Here is a 14098-nt window from a genome sequence, read left to right on the forward strand (position 1 = left end):
CGTTTCTCTCCCCCGTTTAAAAGATCCGTTTTTTCACAGTAATAAAATCTCACAAACTCTGTAACTTATTTTAAGTTTTCAAATTAATATAAACAATATATAATTTAGATGAAAACAATCTCTTTTTGAGATAGATGGGTGTGAAGTGTAAAAATGGAGCTTCGTCAGTTGCGTTATTTTGTAGAAGTCGCAGACCGTGAACACGTGTCAGAAGCGGCTGAAAACTTACATGTTGCCCAATCTGCTATCAGCCGGCAGATTGCGAATTTAGAAGAAGAACTTGGAGTGGCCTTATTCGAACGAGAAGGACGAAATATCAAATTAACGAAGATCGGCAGACAATTTTTAGATCATGTCAGAACAGCACTAAAAGCTATTGATTACGCGAAAGAACAAATCGATGAATACTTAGATCCGCACAAAGGAACGGTCAATATCGGCTTTCCTACAAGTCTAGCAAGCCAAGTGCTTCCTTCTGTTATTTCCGCCTTTAAGCAGGAGTATCCAGAGGTCGATTTTTTACTTCGTCAAGGATCCTATAAATTTCTCATTGAAGCTGTCAAAAATCGAGATATTGATCTCGCCTTTTTAGGACCCGTACCGACAAATGACCCTCAAATAGAAGGAAATATTTTGTTTTCAGAAAGCATTTATGCCCTGTTACCTGTCAGCCACCCCTTTAGTGGACAAAGGAGTATTCATTTAAGTGACTTAAGAAAGGATCATTTCGTGTTATTTCCGGAAGGATATGTGCTGAGACAGATTGCGGTCGATGCTTGCAAGCAGGCAGGCTACGAGCCCACCATTTCATCTGAAGGAGAAGATTTAGACGCTATTAAAGGTCTCGTATCAGCAGGTATGGGCGTTACCCTATTACCCGAAAGTGCCTTTTATGAAACCACACCGCGATTTACAGTGAAAATTCCGATCGATTTTCCGCAAGTGAGAAGAACTGTCGGAATTATTGCCTCTAAATCACGAGAAATGTCTCCATCTGCACATGATTTTTATGTGTTTGTGAAAGATTTCTTTTCTAAAATTGAACAATATAAATAATTCATTAAAACAAGACATTTCATTTGTAGAAATAATCCCTATTTGTATATGATGGGTTACAGAACAACAGACTATATGGAAGAAAGGTATTCGTATGAAATCAATTTTATCGTTTTTAAAACCGTATCGACTATCCGTTGTATCCATTGTCATCCTCACCTTTTTAAGCAGCATGCTCCAGCTGTATTTACCGACTTTGACGGCAGATATCGTCGATGTTGGAATCGTCCAAGGAGATATTGCTTATATATGGAAGGTTGGCGGCTGGATGGTGGCCTGTTCTTTACTTGCCATCTTGCTCACGATCTGGAAGTCCTACTTGTCATCAAAGACTGCACTTGGCTTCGGGCGTGATATGAGAAGACAGCTATTTGTGCATGTCGAAAAATTTTCACTAGAAGAATTTCAAAAGATCGGCACGTCTTCCTTTATTACAAGATCAACTAATGATGTAAAACAAGTCCAAGATGTCACGATCATGATTTTACAAATGATGACGAGAGCCCCGCTCATGCTTGTCGGTGGGATTATTTTGGCTGTATCCCGAGATGCTGTCCTCTCTCTCATCTTTTTAGCAGCCCTTCCTCTTTTAGGGGGATTTATCTATTTGGTGTCGAGAAAAGCCATTCCGCTGTTCGGCCAGCTTCAGAAAAAAACAGACCGGCTGAATTTAATTATGCGAGAATCCCTTTCAGGTATCCGCGTTATTCGGGCCTTTAACCGTGTAGATGAAGAAAAGGAGCGTTTTCAAGAAGCCAACACATCCTATAAAGATACTGGCCTTAAAGTCAATCGATTAATGGCTTACTTGTTTCCATTTATGCTGATCATTATGAACTTCACAAATATCGGCATTGTCTGGCTTGGTGCAAACCGAATCGATGCCGGAGAGATGGAAGTTGGGAATCTTATCGCCTTCATTCAATATGCCATGATGATATTAATGGCACTGATTATGCTATCGATGAGCTTTATTATGGTTCCAAGAGCACAAGCATCAGCTAAACGCATGAACGAAGTGTTAAACACGGAACCGAAGATTAAAGACAATGAAGAAAGTGTTACTGACCTTCATGCGCCAGCCCAATCCATTCGCTTTGAGGATGTTTCATTTTATTACTCAAATGCTGAGAAGCCGGCTGTACAAGACATTTCGTTTGAAGCCAAAACTGGCGAAACGACAGCGATTATCGGAAGTACGGGTTCCGGGAAGACTACTCTGCTCCAACTGATGACACGCTTTTACGAAGCGTCAGAAGGCCGGATTACACTAGATGGTGTAGACATTAGAGAACTTCCTCAGGAGAAATTAAGAAGCCAAATGGGCTACGTCTCTCAAAAAGCCGTTTTATTTAGCGGAACCATTGCCGATAATGTGCGCTTTGGCCAGCAGGATGCAAGCGATGAAGACGTCTGGCAGGCGCTGCAAGCGGCGCAGGCAGAAGAATTTGTTTTGCAAAAAGATGGCGGCATCGATGCCGAGATTGACCAAGGTGGTTCGAATCTATCTGGTGGTCAAAAGCAGCGGCTTTCTATTGCAAGAGCGCTAGTGAGAAAGCCTTCCTTCTACCTGTTTGACGATAGTTTCTCAGCTCTTGATTACAAAACAGATGCAAAACTTCGGGCATCATTAGAAGCCGAAAAAGCACATGCAGCCCTGATCATTGTGGCGCAAAGGATCAGCACAGTGAAGCATAGTGATAAAATTATCGTACTGGATGAAGGGAAAATCGCAGGTATCGGTACACATGAACAATTACTAAAAGACAATCTTGTATATCAAGAGATTGTAGCATCACAGGAAGGTCAGGAGGTGGAACGAGGATGAGTAAGAAAATGTCTTCCGGCATGGGCCATAAAGGTGGTCAACCTAAAGGACCTGTCGCAAAACCGAAAGAATTTAAGAAAACATTACTTCGCTTGACAGGCTATTTAAAACCGAGGAAATTTCAGCTGATCCTTGTTTTCATTGCAGCAGTCGGTTCAACCGTCTTTAATGTCATTAGTCCAAAGTTGCTCGGGGATGCCACCTCTTCCCTCTTTGACAGCTTTACCCAAGGAACAGCCGTTCAATTTGATGTCATATCACGTATTTTATTATTGCTTGTCCTATTATATGTCGTTGCCTCACTCTTTTCATTCGTTCAGCAATATGTGATGGCGGGCGTCTCCCAACAGACCATTGCTGAATTACGGCAAGAAGCAAGTGACAAGCTTACCCGTCTCCCCCTTCGGTATTTTGATAAAACAACCCACGGGGACACGCTGAGCCGTGTGATGAATGATATCGATAATATTAACACATCGCTTCAGCAGGCACTCACACAAGTGATTACATCTGTTATTACAGTCATTGGGATTGTTGTCATGATGCTATTGATCAGTCCGCTTTTGACCTTGCTAGTTTGTTTGACCTTGCCGCTCAGCCTGTTTGCGATTCGCGGGATTACGTCATTTTCTCAAAAACATTTTAAAGCGCAGCAAAAAGAGCTTGGAATGATCAACGGACACATTAATGAAATGTTTACAGGGCATCAGACAGTTCGTGCGTATGGCTACGAAAAGAAAGCGATCGACACATTTGATCAATTAAACGAACAGTTGTATGAATCATCAAGAAAAGCGCAGTTTATTTCCGGCTTAATGATGCCAATGATGACATTTATCGGGAACCTTGGCTATGTGGCAGTCAGTGTAGCTGGTGGTATTCTTGTCATTAATGGGAATATTCGTGTCGGGGATGTGCAGGCGTTTATCCAATACACACAGCAAATGTCTCAGCCGCTTGTGCAAGCATCAAGTGTCGCCAACTTGGTTCAATCAGCGATTGCTTCTGCTGAAAGGGTATTTGAAATCTTGGATGAAAAAGAAGAAAGTACTGAAGAAGATGCAGCAGTTGATCTTGATTCACTTTCAGGTGATGTGAGCTTTGAACAAGTTCAATTTGGATACGAAAAAGACCATCCGATTATTAAAGATGTGAATTTAGATGTGAAAGAAGGTCAAACGGTTGCCATTGTCGGACCAACTGGCGCTGGAAAAACAACGATCATCAATCTTTTAATGCGCTTCTATGAATTAGATCGAGGATCTATACGCATTGGCGGCGTCAAAACAACTGACCTCAGCCGCCAGCAAGTACGCGACCTATTTGCGATGGTTCTTCAAGATACGTGGCTTTTTGAAGGAACGATTCACGACAACATTGCCTATGGCAGACAGAACGTCACAAAAGAGGATATCATCAAAGCAGCCAAACATGCTTATGCTGATGACTTCATCCGCACACTTCCAGACGGATATGACACACTGTTAACTGAAGATGCAGGCAACCTTTCACAAGGTCAGCGCCAGCTGTTAACCATCGCCCGTGCGATTTTATCTGATCCAAAGATTTTGATACTAGATGAAGCGACGAGCAGTGTGGATACACGGACAGAGATGCACATTCAAAAAGCGATGAATGAATTGATGAAAGGCAGAACGAGCTTTGTCATCGCACATAGACTTTCAACGATCAAGGATGCCGATCTTATTTTAGTCATGAAAGATGGCACCATCATTGAAAAAGGAACGCACAGTGAACTCTTACAACAAAAAGGCTTTTATGCAGACTTATATATGAGCCAATTTGCTGAGAATCAAGTGGGATAAATGTAAAAAGAGGATCGACGCGCATTCATGCGGTCCATCCTCTTTTTTTATTTTGCTTGCTTTTTCACTTTTACACTAAGTTTCGTTACATAATCTGCTTCTTCTTTAGACATGAGTGAATGAAGCAAATACTCCTCAAAGACATCTCCATCTAGCACCATGTCCTCTTTCTCGATTTCATCTAACAAATGCGAATAAGCCGCTTCAATTTCCTCATATGTTCCTTGATAATACATCACCGCATAAAGGCCGGCAGGTTTTTTGACGGCTCCCTGGCCCTCCATTCGGCAAAACAGCCGATCTGACTGATAATCATCTCGCTGAAGAAACAGCTCCTTTTTTAAAACAGCCCCATTTGCCGCAGCTCCTTTGATGCCAATTTCCTTTAGAAAGTGTCCGACAATACGTGATATTTCTTCTACGGATGTATTCATGTCAATCGGATTTGGTGCACTTAGTACAACGGGTTCTTCTGGCAGTTCTTGAAAGAGAACCTCCCCTACTTTGATAGATGATAGTTCATGTGTCGTCTCCATCACCCGCATAAGGAAAGACTGGATATCTTGCAATTTTTCAAGCTCTTGTTTGACCTTTTCTACTTGTTCGGCCGCTAGGCTTTGGAGCCGTTCACGAGAAGGCTCTGTAAAATATTGTTTCAATTCTTTTATCGGAAATTGAACAGCGCGAAGGGATTGAATCGCTATAAAATGATCAAATTGCTCAAATGTATAATAACGATACCCATTTTCATGGACACCAGCCGGCTTAAATAAATCAATTTTATCGTAATAAAACAGTGTATCTTTTTTGACATCAAATAGCTTGGCAAATTCACCAGTCAAAAACGTTTTTTGCACATCATTGATCATAATCCAGGCTCCTTTCTTGACTATGGAGTTACTCCATCCTTTATGATAACATGCAGAACACCACTACGCTTGGAAAGGATCAAAACATGAACAAAATAAAACAACATGAAGTGACATTAGAGCTTGCAAAAAAAGAGGATTTCCCTTCGATGAAAAAAGAGCTGCAGAAAGCTTTTACAGCTGGCGTGATCGACGCATTTGGCGATGCGCAGGATGGACCGGTTCCTCCAGATGAAGTGATTGATGAATCTTTTCATTCGAATGAACACATTGTTTATCATATTATGCTAAATGGTGAAAAGGCAGGCGGTGTTGTCATTAAAATCAACCAAGAGACACATCACAACTCGGTTGACCTGCTATACATCTCCTCCTCCTCACATGGCCGCGGGATTGGTCAGGCAGCATGGAAAGCCATTGAAGCGCAATATCCAGAAACGATTGTGTGGGAGGTTGTAACCCCATATTTTGAAAAACGCAACATTCATTTCTATGTCAATAAGTGCGGTTTTCAAATTGTTGAATTTTATCATATGAAACATCCAGATCCGAACTCACCACATGAGGATGAGCGAGAAAGTGAGCATACAGCACCTGAGGATTTTGAATTTTTTAAGTTTGAGAAAGTAATGAAGAAAACCAGCTCTAGCCAATAAATATCTGCATCAAAAAACACTACCCCATGAAAAAAGGTAGTGTTTTTTTGAATCTCATCTAGCTTCTAATCTGGCCATCACCAGACAGAAGCAGCTTCGTTGTTGTGAGTGCTGGAAGTCCCATTGGACCCCTTGCATGCAGTTTTTGAGTGGAGATGCCAATTTCAGCACCATATCCAAGTGCACCGCCGTCTGTAAAGCGAGTGGATGCGTTATGATAAACCGCCGCCGCATCAACTTCGTTTAAAAACGTGAGTGCTTGTTTCTCATCTTCTGTTACGATGGCTTCTGAATGTTTTGTACCGTACTCTTCAATATGGCTGATAGCTTCCTCTATTGAATCAACGACTTTTACGGCAAGATCAAGACTTAAATACTCATCTGTCCAGTCCACTTCCTCAGCAGGAATGGCGTTTGAAAAATAAGACCGTGCTGCCTCGTCGCCATGTACGGTGACGTGGTGCTCCTGAAAGGCTTCATTCAACAATGCCGCATTTTCTTTCAGCCAATCGCGATGAACGATCAGCGTCTCAAGTGCATTACATACGGCTGGACGATTCGTCTTTGCATTGATCACAATCTCAATGGCTTTTTTCACATTCGCTGTTTGATCAATAAAGACATGGCAGTTCCCTGTTCCTGTTTCAAGGACGGGAATGGTGGATTGTTCAACCACTGTTTTGATTAAAGAAGCTCCTCCTCGCGGAATTAAGACATCAATCCATTCTTTCAGATGAAACATCGCTTGAACCGATGAACGGTCTGTTTGTTCAATCAATTGCACCGCATCACGCGGGATCTTTGTTTGATCTAATGCTTCATGAATGACACGGACAATGGCTTTGTTGGAAGAAATAGCGGAGGAACCGCCTTTTAAAATCACTGCGTTGCCTGCCTTGAGGGCAAGCCCTGCTGCATCAACAGTGACGTTCGGTCTCGCTTCATAGATCATCCCGATCACGCCGAGCGGTACTCTTCGACTTTTCACGTGCAAGCCGTTTTCAAGAGTCCATTCATCCAATATTTCTCCAACAGGATCTGTTAATCTCGTCACAAGCCGCAAGCTTTCCGCAAACTCATGAATTCGTTCTTCATTTAACATTAAACGATCTAAGAGTGCCTCTGTGAATCCTTTTTCTTTCCCGGTATCTATATCCTTTTGATTCTCCTGTAAAATGAATGTGCGATTTTGTTCTAACGCTTCTGCTAGTTTCAGCAGTGCCTCATTTTTATCCTCTGTATGAAGTAAACCTAGTTTTTTTGAAACGTACTTTGCTTTTTTCGCTTTTTCTTTGACCGATGTGACAACTTCAGCTGTCAGTGTCATGGAATTCCTCCCTTTTGGTTAGCAAACTGGTATTGATAAATCTAAATGACAAACAAACGCTTCAAGATCGACAACATGCACGACTTCATCCTGTAAAAAGTCACGCTTTTGGATGAGTTCATCTGACGCATAATTCACAATGCCCAGTCCGATTTCTCTTTCATCTTGATCCAAAATACGGACGACATCCCCTTTTTGAAACGAGCCCTGTACATTGACAATGCCATCGGAATCGAGGCTTTTCTCACGGTGCATAAGGAGTTCCTGTGTTTTCTTCTGAATGATGATCTCACCTTTTGGCCCAGAATGAAAAGCAATCCACTGCTTCTTGTAATTCAGCGGAGCTAAATTTTCATCAGCGGTAAAATAAGTGCCGTCCTCTGTTCCATTAATGGCTTTATCTAAAATGTGAGGCGTATCCGCTTTTCCTAAAAAACCGTTAATGCCAGCTGCCATTGAAATTTTAAAGGCATCAAGCTTTGATTTCATTCCGCCTGTGCCGACACTGCTGCCTGCATCTCCAGCCGCTGCTTCGATGTCTTCTGTGATGTCTGTGACTTCCAGAATTCTCTTCGCATTTGGGTTTGTGTGCGGGTTATCTTCATACAAGCCATCAATATCAGATAAAATGGCAAGGAAATCTGCATCAATCAGTCCAGCTACTTTTGCAGACAATGTATCGTTATCTCCGAACTTCAGCCGATTGATTGTCACTGTGTCATTTTCGTTAATAATTGGAATGATGCCTCGATCTAATAACACATTCATCGTGTTCCTCACATTTTGATAGCGCGTTTCATCTGAAAAATCACTTCGTGTGATTAAAAGCTGTGAGGCAATATAACCATGTGATAAAAATAAAGTAGAATATGATTCCATTAAAAGCCCTTGCCCAATTGAGGCAGATGCCTGCTTTTCCGGCAGTGTTTTGGGTCTATCGATAAATCCTAGTTTTCGGTAGCCAGCTGCAACCGCACCAGATGAAACCAAAATGACTTCGTGTCCTTCATCTTTAAGTTTCACAATTTGATTGACGAGGTTTTCTAGTTTTTTTAAACTAATCTCCCCTTGAAAGCTAGTAAGAGAGCTGCTTCCAATTTTTACAACGATTCGTTTTCTCTCTTTATCTGCGTACACCTTATCACTCCTGTACCTAAGCTCTATTTATATAGATACTTTTTGTTTTTGCTGATTGCTGATCTCTTTTGATCGATTGGCAGCATGTTTGACGGCTTGCTTGATCGCTTCTCCTCCGCCAAAATCATCTAACGCATTCAGTCCTGCAGCAGTTGTTCCATTCGGTGACGTAATTTTTTCTCTTAGGACAGAAGGATCTTCCTCTGTTTCTTGCAACATTTTTGCAGCACCTAGAAGTGTCTGCGCGCCAATTTGGCGAGACAATTCCTTAGATAAACCTGCTTCTTCTCCTGCTTCTTCAATTCTCTCCATTAAGAAATAAAAATAGGCTGGGCCGCTTCCAGCAATTCCAGTGAAAATATCCATTTGTTCTTCCTGAATGGTATACACTTCTCCCATTTCAGATAAAAGGGTCTGACTCATGCTGATTTGGTCATTTGTGACATAACGTCCAGCAGATAAAGCAGTCGCTGAAGCCCCAATCGTACTTGACGTATTTGGCATCACTCTCATCACAGGCTGCCCTTCATGCAGCATATCTTCAATATATGTTGCTTTCACGCCTGCAAGGACAGACAGGATCAGCTGATCTTTCTGAATATGCGGTTTTAATGATTCTAATGCCGCTTCAGCATCCTTTGGTTTCATGGCCAGGATCAACATATCCATTTCTTCAAAAGGAAATGAATCCATTGTGGCTGTTTGTATTCCATATCGGTTCGTTAGTTCATTCAATCGAAGTTGATTTTGTCTGTTTGTTGCGTAAATTTGGCCTAGCGGCATTTGTCCTGATTGCACAATCCCTGCAATCATTCCTTCCGCCATAGAACCTGCTCCAATGAAAGCAACTTTCTTTTGATCAATGATATTGATCCTCTCCCTTGTTCGCTTTTTGTTCGTGTTTTTCGCACGTTAGTAATCGTAACATGATGAGAAATCGTGTCAAGAAAGAGGCAGCGCTTTTCAAAAGTCCCGAATGCGCGTTAAACCGCTTGCTGTCTGTATGCTGACTGCGCTTTTGCAAAACCTCAATTTAGATCTAAAGAACTACACGGATTTGCATCATAGTACCCTTTCATTCGACTGAATTCATCATTTTATTTTTGGTTTCGGTGACTTCAATTCTATTTTTTAGAAAGCGCTCTCATTTTTAAGACTTTCTATTTTCCTATACGATGAATGTGCTTGAATCTTTCGATTAGACTATTGACATATATTAGAAAACATGTCCGTTGAAATGATATTTTACGGGTGATACCGTGAAAGGGAACCATGTGAAAAAGGAGCGATCATAATGAAAGTGAAAGAAAACTATGTCAATGTCATTCCAATGAAAGAAATCCGTTCGACCGATGACCTTCTTTTCCCATTCCCTATTTACAATGAGCTTCGTGCACAGAGTGATATTAGATATGATGAGACAAGAAAGTGCTGGGACCTCTTTCGATATGCGGATATCCAGTCTGTTCTAAAACAGCCAAAAGTGTTCTCATCACAGCGAGGAAGAAGCACGTCGAAAACGAGCATTTTAACAATGGATCCCCCAAAGCATACAAAAATGAGAGCGCTTGTGAATAAAGCATTTACGCCAAAAGCGATCAAGCAATTAGAAGGTAAGATTAAAGATTTGACACTTGACCTGCTACATCAAGTCAAGGATCAACGTACGTTTGATATCGTGCAAGATCTAGCAGCTCCACTGCCTGTCATGATCATTGCTGAGCTTCTCGGCGCAGAGGTAAAGGATAGAGAGCTCATTAAAAAACATTCTGATGCCCTAGTAGCTGGTGCAAAGGATGAATCAAAAGAAGCCATTCAAGCAGTAGTCGATATGCAAAAACGCGCCGAAGAAGAGCTTTCTGCTTATTTTGCTCACTTAATCCAAAAACGAAAGGAATCGCCTGCTAATGACTTGATCTCACTTCTCATTCAAGCAGAAATTGATGGTGAGCGTTTAACGGAGAATGAACTGCTTGGCTTTTGTATTCTATTACTTGTTGCCGGGAATGAAACGACGACGAATTTGATTACAAACGCAGTGCGACTGCTTACAGAGCAGCCGCATATCACCGAATTAGTGCGGCAGGACCCCTCTCTAATTCCTCAATTGACAGAGGAAACGTTACGTTATTACCCGCCTGTTCAAGCCATTGGGCGCATTGCGGCTGAGGATGTTGAGATTGCAGGCTCAAAGGTTGAAAAAGGCGACTATCTCATTAGCTGGGTCGCTTCAGCAAATCGTGATGAACAGAAATTTGAAGATCCAGATACGTTCCGTCTTGACCGGAAATCAAATCCTCATATGAGCTTTGGTTTTGGCATTCATTTTTGTCTCGGTGCACCGCTTGCCCGCCTTGAAAGCAACATCGCCCTTGAGGTTTTACTCCAGACATTTCAAGACATCTCCTGCGTTGCAGAGCAGCTAAAACCTATTCAAAGCACATTTGTTTTTGGTGTAAAAGAATTTCCTGTACAAGTCACCCGTTTTTAAAAGTCCCTTTTTAAGGGGCTTTTTTTCATTTTCTTCAATTCATCATCTCTTTCTTACCTTCTATCTCCGAACATGCTAAAATAAAGTCCATACAAAGTGATAACGGATTACGGAAAGGGAGCTAAAATCATGACCGATTATACAGCAATGAAAGACGGAATATTCAAATCAGTTTGTTCGTTAGATTGCCCGGATCAGTGCGGCCTTTTAATACATAAAGAAAATGGAAAGATCGTAAAAGTGCAAGGAGATCCAGATCACCCCGTCACACAAGGCAACATATGCAACAAGGTGCGGAATGTCACAGCCCGTTTATATGATGAAAAACGGCTGACCACTCCTTTGAAACGAGTTGGACGCAAAGGCGATGGTCAATTTGCACCGATTACGTGGGAAGAAGCCATTGAAACCATTCGGCAAAAATGGACAAAGCTGATTGAAGACAAAGGTCCAGAAAGTATATTGCCTTACAGCTTCTATGGAAACATGGGCAATTTGAATGCTGAAGGCATGGACAGACGCTTTTTCTATCGTCTTGGTTCAAGTCAGTTAGATCGGACCATCTGTCAGTCAGCAGGAACGACTGGCTATAAATATACAATGGGTGCAAGTATCGGGACAGACCCGGAAGAGACCACTCATACGAAGCTATTTATCTTTTGGGGCATCAATGCTGTATCGACTAATATGCACCAAATCACCCTCGCGCAGAAAGCCAGAAAACAAGGTGCAAAGATTGTCGTGATTGATGTTCACAAGAACCAAACTGGCCGGATGGCAGATTGGTTCATTCCGCTTCGCCCTGGTACTGACAGTGCCCTTGCCCTTGGCATCATGCATGTCCTTTTTAAAGAAGGACTGACAAATGAATCCTTTTTAGACACTTATACAACCGGTCATAAGGAGCTGCGAGAGCATGTGAAGCAGTATGATCCAGAAACTGTTGAGGGCATCACGGGGGTTTCTAAAGAGGACATCGTGACACTTGCGAGAATGTACGCAGAGACATCGCCGTCACTCATTCGCATTGGCAACGGTTTGCAGCACCATGATAATGGCGGAATGAGTATTCGAACCATTTCCTGCCTCCCTGCCCTGACTGGTCAATGGCTGCACAAGGGCGGCGGTGCGATGAAATCAAACTCTTCTTTTCTCAGCTATAATGAAACAGCTCTTCAGCGGCCGGATCTATTAAAGGGGCGCACACCAAGATCATTTAATATGAATCAGCTAGGCAGTGTGCTGACGAATGCATCTCCTTCTATTGATTCACTCTTTGTCTACTCGTGCAATCCAGCGGTTGTGACACCTGAAGCGAATAAAGTAAGAGAAGGTTTGCTGAGAGAGGACTTATTTACGGTGGTTCATGACCTATTTCTCACAGAGACAGCTACGTATGCGGACATTGTCCTGCCAGCGACATCCGCCTTTGAAAATGAGGACTTCTATACGTCGTACTGGCATCATTATATTCAAATTCAAGAACCTGTGATTGAACGCTATGGCGAAAGCAAATCAAATACGGAAGTGTTCCGCCTGTTAGCCCATGCGATGGGCTTTGAAGAGGCAGCCTTCCGCGAGACAGATGCAGAACTCATGAAACAAGCCCTTCATCATCCGGAAAATCCGCATTATGAGGACATTTCATACGAGGCATTAAAAGAAAAGAAATGGATCAAAGCAAAACGGGGATCTTTCCAAGACTTAAAGCTCTCTACGCCGAGCGGGAAAATTGAGCTTTATTCTGAACAAATGAAAAAAGACGGCTATCCAGCGTTACCAACCTACGTTCCACTCTATCAGGAAAGCGATTATCCGCTTACCTTTATTCCGGGACCGAATCATAATTTTCTTAACTCGACCTTCTCACTTCATGAAAAGCATCAAAAGCTTGAGAAGTTCCCTAAGCTTCATATGAATGAACAAGATGCAAAGGCAAGACAGATTGAAGATGGTGATATGGTGCGTGTACGGAATGATCGAGGAGAATGCGAGCTTGTCGTGTCAGTTGGTCACAATGTATTATCTGGTGTTGTGGTCAGTCAAGGGTTATGGGCAGATCAAAAAGGCAAAAAGCACCTAGTCAATGGGTTAACACCTGATCGCCTGGCAGATATGGGCGGCGGCGCGACGTTCTTTTCTGGCAGAGTGGAAGTTGAATAATGATCATAGACAGAAGAAAAGCCAGCAAAAACTGCTGGCTTTTTTTCATTTGATTTTATCGAATAATCAGCTGGTTGGTAAACACATTTGCACTTCCATTGCTTCGGTAGCCTTCTACAGTTAGAGCTGTTTCATACATTTTCCCCATTGGCATACCTAGGCTTTCCCATTTTCTAAAGTGCTGACTGACGGAAACTGTTCCACTCGTACGTTTTGTTTGACGTACACTCCAATATTGTTTAAAGGTTGCGTCTCCAATAATAGAAGGCTGATTAACACGTAGCGTTTCATAAATGTCATATGTGCCTCCATCGGCATAAAAAGATCCTTTATACGTTCCTGTTGGGCGATATGTGCCCCATGACTCAATAATGTAGTATTCAGCTAATGGAGATTGTGTCCAGCCATAGACACATAAGTAGGAATTCCCGCCTGGGTTAAAGGCTGCGTTGTAATTGATGGAGATGTTGCCAAGCTGATGATGAGTTTTAGTGGAATCAAACTTCTTTCCTTTTCGAAACAAAGCATTTCCGATATTGTTCCATTGCGCGCTAAAGGACCCGCCGTTATTGAGTGTCATTGCGGTATTTCCGTAATCCTTCCATAATTCAAAATCGTACCCGCTGTGATTCCCTATTCTATTCTCATAAAGCGTTTCCGCATGAGCTGGCACAGCCGTCAGTGTCAGCACAAATCCAATACACATCACAAACAACAGCCTCAATCTTTTCAAATTCATTTTCCA

General features: G+C 42.2%; 11 protein-coding genes. 6 read left to right on the top strand and 5 right to left on the bottom strand.

The annotated features are described in order from the left end of the window. Window positions 1–153: 153 nt before the first annotated feature. The 3 genes from C5695_RS09575 (at window position 154) to C5695_RS09585 (ending at window position 4710) form a co-directional block, all read left to right on the top strand. Window positions 154–1056 (top strand): glutamate biosynthesis transcriptional regulator GltC, encoded by a 903-nt coding sequence (locus C5695_RS09575; protein WP_012010212.1) that lies wholly within the window; start codon window positions 154–156, stop codon window positions 1054–1056. Window positions 1057–1150: 94 nt separating this feature from the next. After that, window positions 1151–2884 carry an ABC transporter ATP-binding protein gene (locus C5695_RS09580; RefSeq protein ID WP_117730532.1) on the top strand — a complete coding sequence of 578 codons (1734 nt, stop codon included), beginning with the start codon at window positions 1151–1153 and terminating at the stop codon, window positions 2882–2884. After that, entirely contained in the window at window positions 2881–4710 is a 1830-nt protein-coding gene (locus C5695_RS09585) for an ABC transporter ATP-binding protein (protein WP_117730533.1), read from the top strand. Before C5695_RS09580 ends, C5695_RS09585 begins: the two co-directional genes overlap by 4 nt. A gap of 47 nt (window positions 4711–4757) precedes the next feature. Here the strand turns inward: C5695_RS09585 and C5695_RS09590 are convergent, their stop codons facing one another. Further along, window positions 4758–5579: a MerR family transcriptional regulator gene (locus C5695_RS09590; protein WP_117730534.1), complete on the bottom strand. Its 822-nt coding sequence runs from the start codon at window positions 5577–5579 to the stop codon at window positions 4758–4760. A gap of 86 nt (window positions 5580–5665) precedes the next feature. On the opposite strand from C5695_RS09590, the gene C5695_RS09595 reads away from it, so the two are divergent. Further along, on the top strand, window positions 5666–6235 hold the full coding sequence (locus tag C5695_RS09595) for a GNAT family N-acetyltransferase (RefSeq protein ID WP_117733069.1): 570 nt from the start codon (window positions 5666–5668) through the stop codon (window positions 6233–6235). A gap of 58 nt (window positions 6236–6293) precedes the next feature. On the opposite strand, the gene C5695_RS09600 is transcribed toward C5695_RS09595, so the two are convergent. From C5695_RS09600 to proC, 3 genes are read right to left on the bottom strand one after another with little or no spacing between them, the layout of a single operon-like run. Further along, window positions 6294–7562 (bottom strand): glutamate-5-semialdehyde dehydrogenase, encoded by a 1269-nt coding sequence (locus C5695_RS09600; protein WP_117730535.1) that lies wholly within the window; start codon window positions 7560–7562, stop codon window positions 6294–6296. 18 nt (window positions 7563–7580) lie between these two features. Next, window positions 7581–8699, bottom strand: coding sequence for a glutamate 5-kinase (proB, locus tag C5695_RS09605; RefSeq protein WP_117730536.1), 1119 nt, complete (start codon window positions 8697–8699; stop codon window positions 7581–7583). Between the two features lie 27 nt (window positions 8700–8726). Beyond that, window positions 8727–9524 carry a pyrroline-5-carboxylate reductase gene (gene proC / locus C5695_RS09610; RefSeq protein ID WP_233230819.1) on the bottom strand — a complete coding sequence of 266 codons (798 nt, stop codon included), beginning with the start codon at window positions 9522–9524 and terminating at the stop codon, window positions 8727–8729. A gap of 469 nt (window positions 9525–9993) precedes the next feature. On the opposite strand from proC, the gene C5695_RS09615 reads away from it, so the two are divergent. Together C5695_RS09615 and C5695_RS09620 are read left to right on the top strand one after the other, a co-directional pair. Further along, window positions 9994–11190 (top strand): cytochrome P450, encoded by a 1197-nt coding sequence (locus tag C5695_RS09615; protein WP_117730538.1) that lies wholly within the window; start codon window positions 9994–9996, stop codon window positions 11188–11190. 129 nt (window positions 11191–11319) lie between these two features. Further along, the gene (locus C5695_RS09620; protein ID WP_117730539.1) at window positions 11320–13353 is read left to right on the top strand and encodes a molybdopterin oxidoreductase family protein; all 2034 of its coding nucleotides are present in this window, start codon (window positions 11320–11322) and stop codon (window positions 13351–13353) included. 55 nt (window positions 13354–13408) lie between these two features. Here the strand turns inward: C5695_RS09620 and C5695_RS09625 are convergent, their stop codons facing one another. Then, the gene (locus C5695_RS09625; RefSeq protein ID WP_117733071.1) at window positions 13409–14092 is read right to left on the bottom strand and encodes a glycoside hydrolase family 11 protein; all 684 of its coding nucleotides are present in this window, start codon (window positions 14090–14092) and stop codon (window positions 13409–13411) included. Window positions 14093–14098: the final 6 nt, after the last annotated feature.

The sequence above is a fragment of the Bacillus pumilus genome (genome assembly GCF_003431975.1).
Lineage (GTDB): Bacteria > Bacillota > Bacilli > Bacillales > Bacillaceae > Bacillus > Bacillus pumilus_N.